Below are 17,465 nucleotides of genomic sequence, written 5' to 3' on the forward strand. Positions count from 1 at the left end.
TCGCCAACGTGCGTCTCAATCCAAGTGGCGGCCGGGATCGATCAGGGGAACATCTCGTCAATACCGCGTGCGAGATTATGTGTCGTGTAGGGCTTCTGCACGACGCTGGTCGATCGGTGATCCATCGGCAGATTGGCCTGCTCGCCATAGCCCGACGCGAAGAAATAGGGCGTCCCGAGCTCCTTCAGGCGATCGGCCACTCCGAAGCTCGTCTGGTCGCCAAGGTTGATGTCCAGGATCGCGTAATCGACACGCTGCTGGTCGAGGATCGCGTGTGCCGCCTCCGGGGTCGAAGCGGTGATCACCGAGGCACCGAACCGCTCCAGAATGTCCTCGGCGTCCAGAGCGATGATGAGGCTATCCTCGACGAGCAAGACCGACTTCCGTCCGAAATGGGAGGGATCGATCACTTGCTGGCTGGAGACGCCGGGGCGAGACATGCGGATTTCGGGGCCGGTGAAGGTTTTGGGCTCGGATACGTGCCGCGAGGGGATGCAGAACTCCGCCCGAACGCCATCGACGGCGTAATCGATCTTCGCCTTTCCCCCCAGATCATAGGGCACGGAGCGGTTGACGATCGTGGTGCCGAAACCCTTCCGCTTTGGCGGCGTGACCGGAGGGCCCCCGACCTCCTGCCATGTGATGATGAGATCGCCATTCGATGCGCGCGACCAATCGATATGGACCTCGCCATCGCCGGAAAGACTGCCATATTTCGTCGAGTTCGTGACCAGCTCGTGGATCACAAGTGCCATCGAGGAATAAGCCTGCGGGTTCAGCAGGACCGGATCGCCCCTCGATATGATCGCGCTCTCTCGCGATGCTGCGAATGCCGCCGCCTCGGCATCGATCAGCGCCTGCAGGGGGGCCGGGCCCCAATGATCGTCAGTGATCTGGTTGTGGGCGCGGGCGAGGGCATGGATGCGGCCGTCGACGAGCCTCACGAAATCCTTCACCTCGGGACTATCCGGCTGCGACTGGCGGATCAGGCCACGAATGACACCGAGAATATTGCGGACGCGATGGTTCAGTTCCGCGATCAGCATCTCCTGCCGCGCCGTCGATTGGCGTCGCTCGGCCGCAGCTTCGTCAGCCAACCGGAGCACCACTTCGATCAAGGTCGCTCTGAGCGTTTCCGCCACCCGGATCTCGGACATGGTGAACGGCTCCGCTCGACCGGTGACGTTCTCCTGCCATTCCGCGAAGCTCTCGCGCGGCGTCAACCGGGGCCCGTTAGGGCCGTATTCGAGAGTTTTGTGGGGATCGCCCGCCCAGCGCACCGATTGCTTGATCTCGGCCCGGAACAGGATCACGTAATCGCGCGGCGAGCGGGAAATCGGGATAGCCAGCATCCCTGCCGCCTTATCGGCGAAGCGACCCGCGTCTTCGATCAGCCCGCCGATATGATCGGTCGTGAATACCCGGCCCGCAGCCAGCCCGTTGAGTGCACGGACGATCCTTCGGAAATCCTCGGTCGGCGGCGTAACCCCGGAGAAGGCGTAATTGCCGTTGATCCATACGCCCACGCCGGTCGCCGGGATCGCGCCTGTGAGGATGTCTCCCAGCCAGTCGGGATCGTTGAGCAGGGTTTCGTCCGAAGCGACCGCGCCCAGAAGCTGATCGGAAATATCGCGCGCGCGGCGCTCGTAATCGACGATCTGACGGCGCTCGCGACTTTCGAGGCGCATCGAAAACATCTCCGCGAACTGCTCGCATACCGAGCGGCGCTCGAAGGTGGGCGATCGTGGCGAATAGTTATGGCAGGCGAACAGCCCCCACAATTCGCCATCAACGATGATCGAAATGGACAGCGACGCGGCGACGCCCATGTTCTTGAGATACTCGATATGGATCGGCGAAACGGATCTCAGGATCGAGAGCGAGAGATCGAGTTGATGGCCGGCGGCGTCGATCTGCGGGACGATCGCGATGGGCTCCGACGCCACATCCCGGATCACCCTCACAAGGTTCCGCTTGTAGAGTGCGCGTGCCTGCCGGGGTATGTCGCTGGCCGGATAGTGCAGCCCCATGAAGCTGCCGATTCCGGTCTTGCAGGCTTCGGCGACGACTTCGCCGTCTCCACTGGCTGCGAACTTATAGACCATCACCCGGTCGTAACCGAGCAGCGAGCGCACCTGACGGGCACCTTCACGATAGAAAGACGGAAGATCCTTGGCGCGATCGAGCCGCGACATCATCGCCCGAACGGAAATCGAGCCTTCGTCGCCGGGCGCTCCGGCTTCGGCCTCGATCACGATCTGACCACCGGAATAGTGGATTGCGACATCGTAAGGCTGGCCGGACGTGCCGATCTGTCGCCCGAACAACCGTTCCACCATGTCGGGTTCCGACAGGTATGAGAGCCGGTTCCTGAGATCGTGCAGCAGCTTGGCCGGCACGTAGTCCGCGAGCGGCGAGCCGATCAGGTCCTCCGGATCGAAGCCCAGCAGATTGCGGATGTTTTTGGAGACGCGCGCGATCAGCCAGTCGCGGGTGACTGCGATCAGATAACCGGCCGGCTGGATGGCCCCGAGGAGATGGATGGGTTCACGATCGCAGTTGGTAAGATCGACCTTATCAAAATCTGCCACGTCGTTCCCTGTCGTCAGTCGGCCCACGCTGGGTCGTTACACCGCTGGAGAACGTCGCGACCGCGATTGGGTTTCCAAAGCGCTAGCCTCCCGAAAATCGACCTGCGCTATACCTGCGATAAAAAGGGGAGGGTCAACCGCAGAAACGCAAAGTGGTTCTACGGACGGAAGCTACTATCGCAGACGGCGTCATCGACATCATCCATCGGAGCCTCTGTGGGAGTAGTCGAGCGGGAAATTACGGACCAGTTGCCGATCCATAGGCGTGAAGGGCTGTCCTATATGAGCCATGGGATCGTCAGCGGCATTCCGAAGCGACCAACTTGAAGATCGTTCGACACCCCGTTCGGCGCTCGTAATCGGGCCGCCGGGCTTGCCAATCTGGTTCATCGAAGGGAAAGGTGCGCTGCCGGGCTACGATCTACGTAGCACCGGATGGGGGCATAGATGGGTATCGCAGGTTACCGAATTTCTTTGAGATCGACGTCCGCTGTTTGTCTTTACCCCAGCATATTAGCCATCGCCACTGCACTAGCGATGCCGGCTGCCAGCCAATGCGTTCCGGATCCCGTCTCCGCCAATGCCACAGTGACGTGCAGCGGTGCGGACACAGACGGCATCGTCATCAGCGTTCCGGCGACCGTCGTTGTCGGGAGCGGCGCATCGGTAGCGAACGGCGTGAGCCGGGATGCCGCAATCTCACTCGCGTCCTCTACATCTGGCGCAACGGTCGTTACGCTTACGAACAACGGCAGCATCTCGTCTTCGGCCGGGGCCGCGATGGCGACGCAAGGCGACCCGACACGGATCGGCCTGGTCGCCCTCACAAATGCTGCGGGCGCAAGCATCATCGGTGTAAATGGCGCGATCAATACCGTGGTCGGTCGGCTAACCAATGCGGGCACGATTGACGGCGGCGCGGGCAGCGCCCTGACCTTCCCCTCATCCGCTGGGGCAATCATATTTCCGGCTTCGCTGAGCAATTCGGGTTCGATCCTGTCCCGCTCGACCGCCGCGACGATCGACTATCCGTTCTCGCCACCGCAATTGTTCACCAACAGCGGAACGATCGCCAACAGCGGCACCGGGCTGGCAATCGACGGCCACGATCAGTCGCTGAACGTCGTGAATGCGGCGGGAGGCGTGATCAGTTCGGCGGGGCCGACCGCGATCAGCGACAGCTTTCAACTGACCCTGACCAACGCGGGGACAATCAACGGCGGTATCGTTGCCACTGGGGCATTTCCGAACCGGATCGACACCACCGCCGGCGTGATCAACGGAGCGATCACCTTCGGCAACGGCAACGACAGGCTGATCGCCACGATCGGAACCTCATCACTGGTGGGCAACGTTTCCGGCCCGATCAACGGCGGCGGCGGGACGGACCTGCTGGAACTGATCGTCGCGACCGACCGGACGATTACCGACACAACTCTGCCTACCAATTTCGAGATACTCCAGCTGGATGTCACGAATGGCGCCAAGCTGACCTTGTCCGCACCGCCGCCATCCGGCGGATATTATGTGCGCGGCACCGGCACAGTCATCGTCGGCACGGACATGACGACGACAGGCCCGGCAATCAGTCCGAGCTATGTGCAGGAGAATCGGGGTCTCGAGACGCTCAATTTCGTGAACGACCGGACGATTATCGCGACATTGCCGACGTCGTACAGCGCAGCCGTCAGCGTGCAAAGTGCGGGAACGGTCACTAATACGGGTACGATCACCGGGCTGAACGGTGTCGGTTTGTCCGTCACGAACGCGACCTCAAATACGTTCACATCGAACAGCGGATCCATTACGGGATCGGCGACCGGCGTTACTGTAAGTGGCCGCTTCGAGAATACGGGGCTGGTGCAATCCACCGCGGGGGTTGCGGTGAGCAACGATCTGGGCGGTGGCGTGGTGCGTGGGCTGACGTCCACAAACAGCGGCACCGTGCAGGGCGTGACGACTGGCTGGTCCGCCAGCAGTATCGTCATAGTGAACAGCGGGACGATCTCCGCAAGTGCCGGGACCGGGGTCGCCCTGACGGGCACGACGCTCGACAATCGGTCGGGAGGCGTAATCTCCGGCAGCCAGGCTGCCATCCAGGGCGACAGCTTCTTCGGCAGCTATGTCGCCAACGCCGGGACGATCAACGGCAACGTGAACCTGGGAACGGTCGGTTCCTCGACAGGTGCGCAGAGCATCTTCATCGATCGCGGCGGTGTGGTGAACGGCAACGTGACGTTTGGCGGCGGCAACGATACGTTCGTCACCGATCTTGCGCGGGCAGCGGTCGGTGTCACCGGCACGATCGACGGCGGTGGCGGCTTCGATACGTTTCGATACCGAACCGCCGTCAACGCGCAGACGCAGATCACGCCCCGGGCCGGGTTCGAGGGAGTCGGCTACGAAGTCGCAAATGGCGCGACGCTGCAGCTTGGTGCCAGCAACACCGTCACCACGCCCATCACGCTTTCGGGCACCGGCAGCATCACCATCAATGCCGACCTGACGGGCAGCAGTCGTGCGCTGCTCGATGCCACAGTTACGAGTCTACCCAACTATTCGGGGCTCGGCGATGATGTGCAGGGCAACAACCTGATCGTGACGAGCAGGGGCAATCTGACCTTCACGGCACCGGCCTCCGGACAGACATCCGCTCTTGCCGTAGTCATGGGGCCGACCGCGCTGGGGTATGCCGCGCCAGCCGTCACTTCCAATTTCGAGAATGCGGGGACGATCGATACCGGCATCGCTGGAATGACGGCGATCCGCGGCTGGAACGTCGTCACAAATTCCGGCACGATCATCCTGCATGGCGGCGCGGCCGTGGCAAATGCCAACATGTTCGTGAACAGCGGAACGGTCCGTCAGGCAAGCGACGCGCCAGCGTCGGGCGGCGTCGGCTCGGTCACGCAGGTGGTCAATAGCGGCTCGATCACGACGGACCGCACGGCGATCGCTCTCTTGAGTGGCATCTACCTGGGAAACTCGCAGCTTAAGCCTGCTCTTACCAATTCGGGCATTGTTACGAGCAAGAATGATGTTGCGGTGACCGCGAGCGACACCCTCATGTTCGACAACCGCGCGGGTGGCATTATCACCGGGACCAGTGCCGTGCTTGCCAGAGGGACCAACAATACCCTCACCAACGCCGGCTCGATCACGGGCACGTCAGGCGCAGCGATCATCGCCAATGGTGGGACACATCTCGATAATAGCGGCACGATCGTGGGCACCGGCGGCGTTGCGGTTCAATTCACGTCAGCCAACAACACAGTAACGCTGCGTACCGGATCCACCGTCACAGGCGCGATCGTGGCCGGCGACCGTGCCGATTCCGCTATACTTGCGGGCACCACGGCGATCGCGACGAGCGACCAGACAGTCGCCGCTTTTTCCGGCTTCGGCTCGCTCTCCGTGCAAAGCGGTTACTGGACCGGGACCGCCGCCAGCACGTTCAACAGGATAACGATCGCAGGAGGCGCGACCCTGGACGATCGCAACGGCGCGACCGGCCTTGCGATCAGCGCGGGCTCGATCGTCGACAACGGCACGCTCGTCGTCCGCAGCGATGCGACGTCTGCGGGATCCACCTTCGGTGCGAGTGTCGTGACCGGCAGCGGCAACGTGCTGCTGACCGGCGCGGGCAAGGCGATGCTGGATGGAACGAACAGCATCCGGACGACCGGCATCACGACGATAGATGGCGGCACCACCGCGATCCTCACCGGGACGCAGGATGGCACGCTGGTAACAGGAACCACCGGCACGTTGCAGATTGGCACGGGCGGAACCGTGGGCAGCTTCACGGGCAACCTCGTCGATAACGGTATGCTCGTCGTCAATCGGTCCGATGATTACACCATGACCGGAGGGCTGAGCGGAACCGGGACGATCACCAAGCTGGGCGCCGGCACGCTGACCTTCGGCGACGGCTACACCTTTACCGGAACCACCAACATCCTGGGCGGATCGATCAGGCTGGCCGGCCTGGTGGCGCCGAGTACCGAACTCGACGTGCGTGGAAACGGCCGGCTGGATCTGTCCGGCACGCGCCAGATCGTCGCCGAGCTTGCGGGCGGCAGCGGTGCAGCGGTCGTGAACATTGCCGGCGGCTCGCTCACCGTGAACCAGGCCACGACCTCGACGTTCGCGGGCAGCATCACCGGGGACGGATCCTTCGCGAAGGCGGGCGGCGGGCGGCTGATACTATCCGGCGTCAACAGCTATACCGGACCGACCACTGTTTCGGGCGGAACACTCTCCGTGAACGGCAGCATCGTCTCGGCGGCGACCGTTGCCGGCGGCGGGACGCTCGGCGGCAACGGCACGGTCGGATCGGTGACGGTGGGAGCAGGGGGCATCATCGCACCCGGCAACTCGATCGGTACGCTCACCGTCGCTGGCAACATCGCTTTCGCTGCAGGCGGCATCTATCAAGTCGAAGCCAATGCAGCGGGACAAGCCGATCGTATCGCCGCGACGGGCACCGCAGCACTGGCGGGCGCCGTCCAGGTCCTGCCGACGGCCGGCAATTACGGCGTCCTCACCAACTATGTAATCCTCAGCGCCGCAGGGGGCATTTCGGGCACCTTCTCCAGCGTCACCAGCAGTCTCGCCTTCCTCACCCCCTTGCTGAGCTACGGCGCCAATGCGGTGACATTGACGCTGACGCGTAACGATATCCGCTTCGCCAGCATTGCGACCGATGCGAATACGGCAGCCGTCGGCGCGGCGATCGAGGCGCGCGGACTGAGCGATCCGCTCTACAATCAGGTACTCGGCCAGAGCGTGGCGGGGGCACAGGCGGCGTTCACATCGCTTTCCGGAGAGATTCACGCCAGCCTTCCGACAAGCCTGCTCGCCGAAGGGCTGGAAGTCGGCCGCCTGGTGCGCGGCCATGCCGCAACCAGCGGCGACGGCATCAGTATCTGGGGTGAGGGCATGTACGGCCTGGCCGAAAGCGCATCACGCCTCGGCGTTGCCGCGACCCGGACCGATCGACGTGGGGGCATGATGGGCATCGATGTCGGACGGGAGGGACTGCGAGCCGGCCTCGCCGCAGGCGCGCTGACGAGCGATCTCGGCGTGCAGGGACGCGCCAGCCATGCCGATATAGATAGCAAGATCGTTGCCGCCTATGCGGGTTTCGTTCGCGACGCGCTGACGATCGCCGGCGGCATCAGCTATAGCTGGCATGACGTCGACACGCGCCGCACGGCGAGCGCGGGCGCGGCGGGGGGGATGCAGAATGCGAAATACCACGCGAACACAACGCAGTTTTTTGGCGACGTTTCGTACGCGCTGACCCACGGCGCTGTGACGTTCGCCCCGTTTGTCGGCTATGCGCATCTGCGCACTCGCCGCAATGCCTTCGCGGAGACAGGTTCGGTAGCGGCGCTCGTCGTCTCCCGCTCGACGCGCAGTCTCGACGTCGTAGAGGGTGGCTTGCGGCTCGACGGCACCGCCCGGATCGGCCTTACGACAGTGTTGCCGCATCTGGCCGTGTCTTACCAGCACATCTGGGGCAATACGCTCGGTATTGAACATGCCGCCTTTGCTGGTGCTGGCCCCGGTTTCACGGTCGTCGGCGCGCGGACTGGCACGGATGCACTGCGCATCGAGGGCGGAGCCGATATTGTCGCCGGGCGACGCTTCCGGCTGGGTGGCGGCGCCTTTGGCCAGACCTCGGGCGCATTAGGCGAATACGGCGCAAAGATGAGGGCGAGCTTCACGTTCTGAACAACGGCTTGGCGAGCTCGAGTCAAATGGGCAAATTGTTCAAGCTTGAGAGAATCAGTCTCGGACCGATGATGTGTCTGATCCGCATCGTCCAAATGCCGTTAATCTGCTGAATGTCTATGCCGCGAAGTTGGCTAATTTCGTTCACTCGGGCCCCTGTGTAGGCACACAGCCAAGGTATCCAGCGTCGGGCAAGTATGTGCCCTTTAGCCATTCGGGCACTCGCCGGCTTCAACGTGGCCGCGAGTATTTTGAGGGCTTCCGCGTCGGTAAAGTCGAGGTTCCGCAGCTTTACCTTCGTTGGAACTTTGACGACCACGCGCGCCGCCACGTTCGCGTTTAGTCGCCTCTTCTGAACAGCCCATTTTAAGAGGGACTGAACGGGCCCGACCTACTTCCCTTTTACAGTCAAGGGATCGCCCAGAACGAAGAAACGCAACCCGATCGTGCCGGCGATTCCTGAATTGAAGCCCATGCTGGATCAGTGGGCCAAGGACGGCGCGGTGATCGTAAAGTCTCGGAAGACGGCTTGGCGAAACATCCGGCGCCTCCTGAACCTCCCACCCGAGGCTGAGGCGAAGACCTTCCGATACACCGTCGTAACGATCCTCAGGAACGAATATCGCATCGACGGCGAGCAAATCGAAACGTTGCTCGGGCACACCGTCCTAAAGTCGGTTTCGGCGCGCTACGCCAAGTACGATCCGAGCCATCTTGCTGACGCAACGGTCGCGCTGTCCAGCGTATTCCGCCGTGTCGCCCAAGCTGCGTATGGTTGGGGCGCTGTCCATCTGTTGGCCAGCGAGCCGAAGGGGCGGACGGTAGTTGTCCTGCGATCGCAGTTAAGTGACTGCAATCACTTAGGTTCTAATGGTGCCGCTTACAGGACTCGCATTCGTCTCTGATCACATTGAAACAGAACGCTATTCTTGAGGTGTGCCCCAGCGTGGCCCCAATCGTGGCCCCACCGAAATTTAGGACTCGCACCCGTTCCGAAATCACGAATCTTGACCCAAAAATCGGCGCGATTCGACTCGAAATTGCAGGGGTGGTCCTTGCCCCGTGAGGGGCTCATTCAAGGCCGATGATGGCATCTGAAAATCGCTCGGCGATGACTGGGCTTCGCGGACCATCTTTTACGCTGGGTTCTCGCGCAACTCGCCTCCATCTCTGATGGTGAAGCGCATCCTCGCGTCACAAGATCGCAATGTGGAGCAAAGATGCGATCGTCAGGGGGGATCGTTACAATCCGTAAGTCGTTCTTCTTTTAAGTTTGCCGGCAATGATCGGCGAATGTCGGAGAGACGATCGTGCCCGATGTCGAATATCGTATCATGCGACGGACTGACGGCTGGGCGGTTGATATGAACGGCAGGGTGCTAACCTTCGCAACGCTGCAGCTTGCTCTCGAAAATGTTGATATCGCCGCTCGAACCGAGCGCCTCTTGGGACGAAAGACGAATGTCCTCGTCGAAGAGGAGGATGGCACACTCGTTCGTCTTGCCCACACGCGATAATGGCCAGATCTGCCCTGTCTCGGTATCCGGTCGCCCGCGTGGTTCCCGGTTGGCATCAAGCAAGTCGTTCAGTTTGGCAAGAATGGCTTGCGCGTCGCGCTCTACGGCGAGGGGGATAAATACTGTCATCCGCCAAGGCCCAATCGCCGCCGTCCCGCGGCTGCAAGGGCATTTCCCTGCAATCTCCGGGCTGAAAAACGCTTGAAATATTCGATGCCTAGTTGAGCCACGCTCGTACTCGTAATGGGAGGACAGGGCGTGTTTGCGGGGCGGTATTTGCCCGGTCTCATCGGTGAACTATTTGTCAAACCGACGGTGATAGCGGCCTCACTATCATGATACCCGTACCTGGCATTGAGTAGATGATAGGAATGTTACCTGACCTGGCGACGCTGCGCCTGTGCAGCATGCTCAGCAGCATCGCATTTGCCGCGATGTTCTTTGCTTTCTGGGCTGTCGGTCGACGGCAATCTTTCCTGCTCCATTGGGCGGCGAGTTCGGCGCTTTACGCCCTCGTTTTGGAATTGTTCGCGCGGATCGCTCCTCACTCTGTCCTCATGCCCCTCATATTCGGTCTGCTGGCTGCCACGGACGTGCTGATCATGACAGGTGTCCGGTCATTCCACCGCAGCTTGTATGATCGCGGATACGAGATGGGCGTGATGGCAGTCGCGCTCATTGTTCCCATGCTGGCGGTGTTCCATCCCCTCACCAATCTTCTTCCCGTTGGTCTCGCTCCGGATCTGGCGCTTGCAGGGCTGGCGACATCCAAGGCGTTGGTTGGCTCTTGCCTTAGTTTCGCCCGGGGCAAGGACATGCTGCTGGGGCAGCGTTTCGCCGGCATCGCGATGTTGGGTTATGTCCCGACCTATATCATCGCAGCTGTAGCGGGGCATTATGGGCTCGGACATCTGCATCTGGCCGCCGTATTGCCGATGCTCGCTGATCAACTGCTGCTGGCAGCCCTCAACATCGCCCTCATGGCAATGCCGGCCGAGCGAGCGACGGCCAAATTGCGCGACAAGGCCTTGCGCGACCCGCTGACGGGTGTCCGAAATCGGGCATGGCTAGAGCATTACCGAGGCGAGCGTTCGGAGGTCGATGCCGCCGTGATCTTGGTCGATATCGACCATTTTAAACGGATCAACGATCATTTTGGACATGCGGCCGGCGACAAGGTGCTCACAAACTTTGCCACGCGTGCCAATGAAGTGCTCGAAGCCGAACGCGGAGTTCTTGCAAGGCTTGGAGGAGATGAGTTTATCGCGATCGTTCCCGATGCGGACGTGCAACGGGCAGCCAGGATCGCCGAGGATTTGTTGAATTCAATGAGGGTATGGTCTCCCGGCGTCCCCATGGCGACTGCGAGCCTGGGAGTAGCGGTTCCCAACGCTGGGGACGACCTGTCTGGCGTTATGGCACGCGCGGATCGCAACCTGTACAATGCCAAAGCAGCGGGCAGGGGCCGTGTTGCCGTTGACTGACACAGACGGGCGGAGGACAATCAAGCCGCCCCACCGCGAAGGCGTTTCCGAGGGCGGTATTTTAAGCGCTCAATGATCTCCACCCCGTAGTCTATTTCGTCCTCGTTTTCCTCACTCTCCATGGGCGGCGCGGAGATGCTGATCGAGGAGATGGAGACGCGCATGAAGGCGGCCGTGCCGGAGCTGACCTCGATCTACATCCGCCCGGAGAAACGGGAGTTCGCGGTGCACCAGTCACGCCCCCACGATCTGGACGGGGGCTGAGCGGGGCCCTTTCGAGCCGCTCCCACGGCGCAAAGCCGCACATCGCTCGCCTCGGCGGTCTCGCAATCGGACGGGCCGATGAACGCACGGCGCGCTCGCTGGTTTGCCCTGCATGCCCCCATTGTTCGTCTGGCCACCCGAACCCTATATTCTGGCGTTGCTCGGCGTCGGTCTGCTGATCGCCCTCGTGGCCTGGCTGCCGCTGGCGCTCAGGAACCTGCCGCTGTCGCTGCCGATCGTCTGCATCGCCATCGGCGCGCTGCTCGGACGATATGCGCCGACGCCCGTGGTGCCGCTGCCCGGCGAATATCCCAGGTTCGTCGAACATTTCACCGAGTTCGTGGTGCTGGTCGCCCTGGTGGGGGCGGGCCTGAAGATCGATCGCATCTTCGGCTGGAAACGTTGGGCGGTGACGTGGCGGCTGCTGGGCCCCACGATGCTGCTGACGATCGCGTCGGTCACCGCCATCGGGGTCGGGCTGCTGGGGCTGCCTCTACCGCTCGCGTTGCTGCTCGGCGGCGCGATGGCCCCGACCGATCCCGTGCTGGCGGCCGAGGTGCAGGTGGGGCCGCCCACATCGGGCGAGGATGACGAGGTGCGCTTCGGCCTCACGTCCGAGGCCGGGCTGAATGACGGACTGGCCTTCCCGTTCGTGCATCTGGCGATCGCGCTGGCGGCGGCGGCCGCCAGCGGCGGGCCGTGGGTGACCGAATGGGTACTGCACAGCGTGATCTGGGAAACGGCGGCGGGCATCGCGATCGGCTGGATCATCGGATGGCTGTTCGGATGGATCACCTTCCACATTCCGGCCGACAGCAAGCTCGCCCAGACGGGCGACGGCGTGATCGCCATTTCGGCGACTCTGATCGTTTACGCGCTCTGCGAACTGGCGGGCTGTTACGGCTTTCTCGGCGTGTTCGTCGCCGCGCTCGCGATCCGGCACGCGCATCGAAGCCACGCATTCCAGCGCGAGATGCACGACTTTACCGAGCAGATCGAGCGCATCGCCATGATGGCGGGGCTGCTGCTGTTCGGCGGCGCGCTGGTGAACGGGCTGCTTTCGCCGCTCGGCTGGCGGGAGGTGCTGGCGGCGATCCTGATCCTGTTCGCGGTGCGCCCGATCGCCGCGATGATCGGGCTGCTGGGCTTCAAGGCGCATCGCAGCGAGAAGCTGATGCTGGCCTTCTTCGGCATCCGCGGGGTCGGCTCATTCTATTATCTCGCTTATGGCCTCAACCACATGAAGGCCGGCGACCAGAGCGGGCTCTGGGCGCTGCTGAGCCTGGTCGTGCTGATATCGATCCTTCTGCACGGCCTCACCGTCACGCCGGCGATGCGGTCGCTCGACAGGCGCCATGGCCGCGATCCGGCTGCGGACGACGGGGCACATGACGGGGCCTCGCGGCATCCGTCCTGACCGATCGCCCTGACGGCGTCGTCAAAGGTCCGGCAGCGATTGCTCCGCGCGGTGCCAGTCTTCCAGAGCGGGCGATTTCGCCCTTTCCAGCAGGACATCGACATCGCGGATCGAATAGGGTTTCGCATCCTGCAGGGAGGCCAACTCCTCCCAGCTGATCGGCGCCGCGATCGTCGGACGCTCCCGTGCCCTGACCGAATAAGGCAGCACCGCCGTCGCTCCGCGCTCGTTCCGCAGCCAGTCGAGGAAGATCCGGCCCTTGCGATCGGCCTTGCGCATGTTGGCCGTGAAGATCGCCGGCTGCGCCTGCGCCAGCGCGCGCGAAAAGCGGCTGGCGAAATCCTTGACCTCCGGCCAGCCGGCCTTCCGATCCAGCGGCACGATCACATGGACGCCCTTGCCACCGGAAGCCATCGCGAAACTCCGCAGCCCCAGCTCGGTGAGATGATCGCGCAGCAGCAGCGCGGCATCGCGCACGGCGGCGAAATCCAGCCCCTCGTCGGGATCGAGATCGAACACCATGCGATCGGGATGCTCGACGTCGCTGGCGGGGGCGCCCCAGCCGTGAAATTCGATCGTGCCCATCTGGACGCAGGTGAGCATCGCCGCGCCACTGTCGACGACCAGATACTCCTCCTCGCCGCCCTTCTTTTCGCGGATCGCGACGGTGGAAACCTTGCCGCCGAAACTGCCGCTGTCATGCTTCTGGAAGAAGCAATGCTTGCCGCGCCCCTGCGGGCAGCGGACGAGGCTGACGGGGCGATCGGCCAGCCAGCGCAGCATCGGCGGGGCGATGGCGGCATAATAAGCGGCGAGATCGCCCTTGGTGGCGCCGCTGTCGGGAAAGACGATGCGTTCGGGATGCGAGATGGCGATGCCGAACGGTTTGTTGTCCCTCGCAGCGCTTTTGGTGGGGACGGGAGTTTCCAGCGTCACATCGTTCGCGGGCTTGTCCTCGCGCAGGCCCAAGAAGCTGGCGTGGCGCAGCACCTTCTCCGCCGTAAATTCGGCGAAGGCGACCTCTGCGACCAGCCTGGGCGCCACCCAATGCGCGCCGCGCGCGGCCGCCTTGGGCACGTCTGCGGGGGCCGTCTTGCGGGCGAGCGGCTTCAGCCGGGCGAGCAGCCTGTCACGGGTGGCGGCATCGAAGCCGGTGCCGACCTTGCCGGCATAACGCAGCGCGCCATTCTCCTGCACGCCGACCAGCAGCGATCGCAGGTCGCGCCCGGCCTTGCCGCTTTCCAGATAGCCGAGGATCACGAACTCCTGCCGGCGCGTGCATTTGATCTTGAGCCACTGGCGCGTGCGCCGGCCGCGATAGGCCGCGTCGGCCGCCTTGGAGACGATCCCCTCATAGCCGTCTCGGCACAGCCGATCGAACAGCGCCTCGCCGCCTTTCTCGACATGCTCGGTATAGTGGATCGGGGGCGCGACACCCTCCAGCAGCGCGGAGAGACGCGCCTTGCGCTCGATCTGGCCGAGATCGCGCAGATCCTCGCCGCCTTCCTCCAGGAGGTCGAACGCGAAATAATGGAGGTCACCGCCGTCCTGCAACGCGGCCTGCAGGGCGGAGAAGCTCGGCCGCCCGTCCTCGTCGAGCGCGATCACCTCGCCGTCGATCAGCGCGCCTTGCGGGGCTAGCGTCGCGGCGGCAGCGACGATCGGGGCGAAGCGATCCGACCAGTCGAGGCCGGTGCGCGTATAGGCTTTGGCCGCGCCATCGCCGCAGGCCAGCAAGGTGCGATAGCCGTCGAGCTTCACCTCGTGGATCCAGCCGCTACCGCCGGGAACCGTATCGGTGAGGGTGGCGAGCTGGACCGGCTGGAAGCGGGGGGGCTTGCGCGGGGTGGCGGAGCGGCGGGGGCGGGGTACCTTGAGCGGAGCCTTACCCGGCGCATTGGCGGCGCCCTTGTCCGCCTTCGCCTTGGCCGTGTCGGAATGCCAGACCGGATCACCGCCCCGGGCGATCTCGGCCATGCTGCGTCCGCTCTCGACCGAGGTGAGCCCGGTTTCGACCAGATCGCCCGAGGCGCCGGCATGGGCATCCGCCACTTTGCGCAGCAGCCAGTTCTCGCGTTTCTCGCCCGGCCGGGGCTTCATCCGCACTAGCAGCCACTCGCCTTGCATCCGCCGCCCATGGAGCAGGACGTGGACATGGCCCTTCTCGATCGTCTTCGCGGGATCCTTGCCGCCGACTGGTTCCCATGTGCCGACGTCCCACAGCATCACCGTGCCGCCGCCATATTCGCCTTTGGGGATCGTGCCCTCGAAGCCGGCATAGGACAAAGGATGATCCTCGGTGCGGACGGCGAGCCTCTTGTCGTCGGGATCGGGGGAGGGGCCGCGCGTCACCGCCCAGCTTTTGAGCACGCCCTCCATCTCCAGCCGGAAATCCCAGTGTAGGCGGGTGGCGTCATGCTTCTGGACGATGAAGAGATGGCCGTCGCCCGCATCGGCGGGGGCGCCCTTCGGCTCCTTGGTGCGCTTGAAATCGCGCTTGGCATTGTAGGCGGCGAGCGGATCGGCGCGCGCCATCATGCGCTCTTGCGGGTGCGGGGGGCGGGCTTCTTCACCGGAGGCTTCTTCGGCGCGGCCTTGGCGGGTGCGGATTTGGCGGACGCGGGCTTCTTCGCGGCCGTGCCGGCGGCGGGCTTGTCGAGCGACTTCCTGAGCGCGGCCATCAGATCGATCACGTTCGATCCGCCTTTGGCTGGGCGATCATCGTCCGTATCGAGGCTGACCTTGCCCGATTTCGACTTACGCTTGCGCGCGATCAGATCGCGCAGCGCATCGACATAGCGATCGTGAAATTCCGAGGCGTCGAACTTGCCCGATTTCTTCTCGATCAGCGTCGTGGCGAGATCGAGCAGATCCTCGTCCGGCTTCACATCGGGGATGTCGCGGAAATAGCTCGCCGCCTTGTTCACCTCGTCGGCGTAGCGCAGCGTCTCCAGCACCAGCCCACGCCCGCACGGCTTCAGGCTCACCACATATTCGCGGCCGCGCAGCGCCAGCTGGCCCAGCCCCACCTTGCGCGTCTTGCGGAGCGCCTCGCGCAGCACGACGAACGCTTCCTCGGCCAGATCGTCGGCCGGAACGACATAATAAGGCTTGTCGTAATAGATGGCGTCGACCTCGTGGGCGTCGACGAACTGAGTCAGCTCCAGCGTCTTCTTGCTCTCCAGCTTGACGCCTTCGATCTCCTTCTCGTCGAGCAGGACAAACTCGCCCTTCTCATATTCGAAGCCCTTCATGATCTCTTCGGGATCGACCGGGCCGATCCCGTCCACCACCTTCTCGTAATGAATGCGCTTGCCGGAGGGCTCGTGGATCTGGCGGAACGAGACGGTCGCGCCGCTCCTTGTGGCGGAATAGATCTCGACCGGGATCGAAACCAGCGCGAGCCGGATCTGGCCTTGCCAATAAGCGCGCGCGGGCATGGGAAGTCTCCAAAAGCGATGCCTATCAATTCGGAGCCGAACGGCCGGTTCCACGCGGATTACCTATGGGATTTTTTGAGATTGCTCGCCTTGGCCGTCGGCACGGAGGTCAAGATCAGACACTGCGCTGTCAGTCGCTTCTTGCAGGGAGACGCCGCAAATCCGTGATCTGGCGAGGATAGAGTAAAATCGTCCCCATACCGTTCGGGCGCTTCGCGATCGAACGGCGCAATGTGGTGGAAAGCGAAGTGTCACGCGAACGGAGGCTGCTCGCAAAGGTCTTGGGCGATGGAGCGATCGAAGAAGCACAGCTCATTAGAAAAGATTTAACCGCTACATCTCGCGCGCTTGAAGAGAGGCTGCAGCACAGCTCGAATGAACGACATCGGGAGCCTCCGTGCGGGTCAACGGGCCTTCGGGCGCTGATAGGGGGGATGGATGAGACGATCACCCGAGCTGACGATCTAGTAGCTTTCCAGATCTTGGAAATGTATAATCATTCCCGATGCTTACTGCCGCCGAGATACATGCCCTGCTGGTCGAGACCCTCGTGGCGGGTTCAGGCGGATGCGCGCGCGAATGGCAGCGTGCCATTGGGAAGGTCCGCGTCCGCCCCATCGCGTTCAACGTTATCACAAACTGGCGCATCTGGCCGGCTGGCAATCCAGCGCAAAATCGGGCGATCAGGGCCGCTGCAGCAGTGATCAGGCAGCATCATCCCTATGCGTCGATCTGAACGCAGCGCCATATCTGTCCAAATCGGATCTCGTGCACAGGACGTTGGACAGACCAGGGGCTGCCCCTTGCCGGTTATTGCCGACTGACCTTTTCCGCATCCCGTTCCGCCGGACTGTTCAGGTGGCCCGGGCTACGTGCAGTGTAGGCCAGGATGGCAACCGCAATCGCCGCTGCGACAGTGAGAAAAATGATCATGTTCCGCAAAGGTCGTTTCTCGGTCTTCTTATCTGGCATGGTTGCTCCTTCTCGAACGTTTAACAACGTCCGAACCGCAG

At 63.0% G+C, this 17,465-nt stretch carries 11 protein-coding genes; 6 read left to right on the forward strand and 5 right to left on the reverse strand.

Translation table 11 applies throughout. The features are described from left to right. Nucleotides 1-41: 41 nt before the first annotated feature. Nucleotides 42-2,591 (reverse strand): HWE histidine kinase domain-containing protein, encoded by a 2,550-nt coding sequence (locus tag HL653_RS16665; protein WP_171745512.1) that lies wholly within the window; start codon nucleotides 2,589-2,591, stop codon nucleotides 42-44. A gap of 447 nt (nucleotides 2,592-3,038) precedes the next feature. Between HL653_RS16665 and HL653_RS16670 the strand changes: the two genes are divergently transcribed. Both HL653_RS16670 and HL653_RS16675 read left to right on the forward strand, forming a co-directional pair. After that, on the forward strand, nucleotides 3,039-8,330 hold the full coding sequence (locus tag HL653_RS16670) for an autotransporter domain-containing protein (protein ID WP_171745513.1): 5,292 nt from the start codon (nucleotides 3,039-3,041) through the stop codon (nucleotides 8,328-8,330). Between the two features lie 446 nt (nucleotides 8,331-8,776). Then, on the forward strand, nucleotides 8,777-9,235 hold the full coding sequence (locus HL653_RS16675; protein ID WP_171745514.1) for a hypothetical protein: 459 nt from the start codon (nucleotides 8,777-8,779) through the stop codon (nucleotides 9,233-9,235). Between the two features lie 474 nt (nucleotides 9,236-9,709). On the opposite strand, the gene HL653_RS16680 is transcribed toward HL653_RS16675, so the two are convergent. Then, entirely contained in the window at nucleotides 9,710-9,976 is a 267-nt protein-coding gene (locus HL653_RS16680) for a hypothetical protein (protein ID WP_171745515.1), read from the reverse strand. Nucleotides 9,977-10,218: 242 nt separating this feature from the next. Here HL653_RS16680 and HL653_RS16685 point away from each other — a divergent pair, with 242 nt between their 5' ends. The 3 genes from HL653_RS16685 (at nucleotide 10,219) to HL653_RS16690 (ending at nucleotide 13,012) form a co-directional block, all read left to right on the forward strand. Beyond that, the gene (locus HL653_RS16685) at nucleotides 10,219-11,331 is read left to right on the forward strand and encodes a diguanylate cyclase (RefSeq protein WP_171745516.1); all 1,113 of its coding nucleotides are present in this window, start codon (nucleotides 10,219-10,221) and stop codon (nucleotides 11,329-11,331) included. Nucleotides 11,332-11,466: 135 nt separating this feature from the next. After that, nucleotides 11,467-11,595: a hypothetical protein gene (locus HL653_RS24495; protein WP_301337930.1), complete on the forward strand. Its 129-nt coding sequence runs from the start codon at nucleotides 11,467-11,469 to the stop codon at nucleotides 11,593-11,595. Between the two features lie 112 nt (nucleotides 11,596-11,707). Further along, nucleotides 11,708-13,012 carry a sodium:proton antiporter gene (locus HL653_RS16690; protein ID WP_171745517.1) on the forward strand — a complete coding sequence of 435 codons (1,305 nt, stop codon included), beginning with the start codon at nucleotides 11,708-11,710 and terminating at the stop codon, nucleotides 13,010-13,012. A gap of 21 nt (nucleotides 13,013-13,033) precedes the next feature. Here the strand turns inward: HL653_RS16690 and ligD are convergent, their stop codons facing one another. Together ligD and HL653_RS16700 are read right to left on the reverse strand one after the other, a co-directional pair. Continuing rightward, entirely contained in the window at nucleotides 13,034-15,547 is a 2,514-nt protein-coding gene (gene ligD, locus HL653_RS16695; RefSeq protein WP_171747050.1) for a DNA ligase D, read from the reverse strand. Beyond that, the gene (locus HL653_RS16700) at nucleotides 15,547-16,452 is read right to left on the reverse strand and encodes a Ku protein (RefSeq protein WP_171745518.1); all 906 of its coding nucleotides are present in this window, start codon (nucleotides 16,450-16,452) and stop codon (nucleotides 15,547-15,549) included. The genes ligD and HL653_RS16700 overlap by 1 nt, the downstream gene beginning before the upstream one ends. Before the next feature lie 505 nt (nucleotides 16,453-16,957). Here HL653_RS16700 and HL653_RS16705 point away from each other — a divergent pair. After that, nucleotides 16,958-17,188, forward strand: coding sequence for a hypothetical protein (locus HL653_RS16705; RefSeq protein WP_171745519.1), 231 nt, complete (start codon nucleotides 16,958-16,960; stop codon nucleotides 17,186-17,188). A gap of 74 nt (nucleotides 17,189-17,262) precedes the next feature. Here HL653_RS16705 and HL653_RS16710 read toward each other — a convergent pair whose 3' ends face one another. Next, nucleotides 17,263-17,424 (reverse strand): hypothetical protein, encoded by a 162-nt coding sequence (locus tag HL653_RS16710; protein WP_171745520.1) that lies wholly within the window; start codon nucleotides 17,422-17,424, stop codon nucleotides 17,263-17,265. Between the last annotated feature and the right edge of the window lie 41 nt (nucleotides 17,425-17,465).

This window comes from Sphingomonas sp. AP4-R1 (assembly GCF_013113735.1).
GTDB lineage: Bacteria > Pseudomonadota > Alphaproteobacteria > Sphingomonadales > Sphingomonadaceae > Sphingomonas_I.

What these genes read in the sequence shown, in the direction of transcription:
- HL653_RS16670 (WP_171745513.1), top strand. Translation starts at nt 3,039, where the DNA reads ATGGGTATCGCAGGTTACCGAATTTCTTTGAGATCGACGTCCGCTGTT.
- HL653_RS16680 (WP_171745515.1), bottom strand. Translation starts at nt 9,976, where the DNA reads ATGACAGTATTTATCCCCCTCGCCGTAGAGCGCGACGCGCAAGCCATT.
- HL653_RS16685 (WP_171745516.1), top strand. Translation starts at nt 10,219, where the DNA reads ATGTTACCTGACCTGGCGACGCTGCGCCTGTGCAGCATGCTCAGCAGC.
- HL653_RS24495 (WP_301337930.1), top strand. Translation starts at nt 11,467, where the DNA reads ATGCTGATCGAGGAGATGGAGACGCGCATGAAGGCGGCCGTGCCGGAG.
- HL653_RS16690 (WP_171745517.1), top strand. Translation starts at nt 11,708, where the DNA reads ATGCCCCCATTGTTCGTCTGGCCACCCGAACCCTATATTCTGGCGTTG.
- ligD (WP_171747050.1), bottom strand. Translation starts at nt 15,547, where the DNA reads ATGGCGCGCGCCGATCCGCTCGCCGCCTACAATGCCAAGCGCGATTTC.
- HL653_RS16700 (WP_171745518.1), bottom strand. Translation starts at nt 16,452, where the DNA reads ATGCCCGCGCGCGCTTATTGGCAAGGCCAGATCCGGCTCGCGCTGGTT.
- HL653_RS16705 (WP_171745519.1), top strand. Translation starts at nt 16,958, where the DNA reads ATGCTTACTGCCGCCGAGATACATGCCCTGCTGGTCGAGACCCTCGTG.
- HL653_RS16710 (WP_171745520.1), bottom strand. Translation starts at nt 17,424, where the DNA reads ATGCCAGATAAGAAGACCGAGAAACGACCTTTGCGGAACATGATCATT.